This window comes from Paenibacillus glufosinatiresistens (assembly GCF_031470375.1).
In the GTDB taxonomy this organism is placed as follows: domain Bacteria; phylum Bacillota; class Bacilli; order Paenibacillales; family Paenibacillaceae; genus Paenibacillus_AQ; species Paenibacillus_AQ glufosinatiresistens.
Genome location: NZ_JAVFHT010000040.1, coordinates 1 through 1,773, shown reverse-complemented (window position 1 = coordinate 1,773; position 1,773 = coordinate 1). Strand labels below are relative to the sequence as shown.

The 1,773-nt window shown below is 53.3% G+C and carries 1 protein-coding gene; it reads right to left on the bottom strand.

Annotated features, from left to right (window positions below):
- Nucleotides 1-82: 82 nt before the first annotated feature.
- Entirely contained in the window at nucleotides 83-1,642 is a 1,560-nt protein-coding gene (locus RBI05_RS19195; protein ID WP_310552211.1) for an IS1182 family transposase, read from the bottom strand.
- Nucleotides 1,643-1,773 lie beyond the last annotated feature (131 nt).

Sequence of the window (1,773 nt, the reverse complement as noted above, 5' to 3'; positions counted from 1 at the left end):
GAGGCTGTCCCAAAAGTAGATATTTCTAAGCTGAGAGGGACCACCTCCACTAAAAAGTAAACAAAGCGGCCGTTCAAGGGGGTTATCCTTGGACGGCCGCTTTGCGGTTTTGGTCTGTGGTGTGCTTTTTCAGCAGGTTGTGGGCGAGGGAAAGCCACCCGACCTCCAGGCTTGCTTTTTCAAGTCCTCGAAGCAGGAACCGCCGGAAGCCCCGGTTGTTCTTCAGTTGTCCGAATACACTTTCCACTTCGCACATCCGTCTGGCTGAGAGCGCCCGCCCTTCCTCGCTGCGTAGCTTGTCTCTGGCTTGTCGTCGGTATCTTAGCGCCTCCATGCTCACCCGGATTTCCCGGTTCCCTTCCGCTTTCGTACAGGACTTTTTGAAAGGGCATCCCGTACAGTCTTCACTTCGGTATACCCGCAGTTTGGATTCGTATCCGGTATCGGTCGTGGAGCGGCTTTCTCGTACAAAGGATAGGATTCGTCCGCCGCTGCAGATCCACCGGTCTTCTTCCTCCTCATAGGTCCAGTTCTCCAGCTTGCCGATATTCGTCTGCCAGGCTTTCGTTTGCTCGGTATGGTACGTGTTGTACTTGACCAGCGCCTCGTATTGTTCTTTCTCCAGCCAGGCATAATTCTCTTCACTGCCGTAACCGGCATCTGCAATGACGGTTTTGGGCAAGGACGGGACTTTATCCCGCAAGGCTTCTAAATGCGGAATCAGGCAGCGCGTATCGGTCGGCCGCTGGTGCAGACTGTAACCGACAATGAACTGGTTTTCGGTCCCGACCTGCACGTTGTACCCGGGCTTTAACTGGCCGTTTTTCATGTGGTCTTCTTTCATGCGCATAAAGGTGGCATCCGGATCCGTCTTGCTGTAACTATTCCGGTCGCCGCATGTCGCTTCCTGCTGTTCATACCGCTGCATCCGGGGCAGGTAGTCTTTCTTCAGGATCCGAACGGCCTTCTTTAGCGGCTTGTCCTTCGGTTTCCGGGCAAGCCGTTCTTCCAGCCGAATTACCGCTTCCTCCAGCATCTCACTGCTCAGCGACGCTTGCTCACCGAGTTCGTCCAGGTCCCGGCCTTCGTGAGCTTGTTCTTCCTGCGCTTCTTCGTGTTCAATCGTGGAGAACAACACCTTCACTTTCTCCTGCAGCTTCATTTTGTGCTTCACGACGGCCTTTTTCCATACAAAGGTGTAGCGGTTGGCATTGGCTTCGATTTTGGTTCCGTCCACAAAATAGTGGTCCAGCTTCACGTAGCCGCCTTGAACCAGCAGGCCTAAAAGGGCAGTGAACAGAGGCTCCAGCACCTCCTTCATTCGCTCACTGCGGAACCGGTTTAGGGTGCGGAAGTCGGGCTGTTGGCGCGCGGCCAGCCACATGAAAGGAATATGTTCACGGATGGCTTTGGCGATTTGACGGGAGGAGTAGATCCGCTGCGAGTAGGCATACAGAATGACCTTCGTTAGCATTTTGGGATGGTAGCTATGGCGGCCTCCGCCAGGGTAGGCGGCGGCAAAGAGCGAGTCGTCGATGCGTTCCACCATGTCGTTCACGACCCGAACAACGTGATTTTGGGGGATATCCTCTTCCAAATCCATTGGCAGATAAAGTTGATCCATGCTATATTGAATGTACAAAGAAATCGTTCCTTTCGGATATGGTTGGGTGGTACCTCCATTTTACTAAAGAACGGTTTCTTTTTGTATTCCACCAGCAAAAAAACGGGGCTGTCTCTCAGGTCATTTTATGACCCTTTTGAGACAGCCCC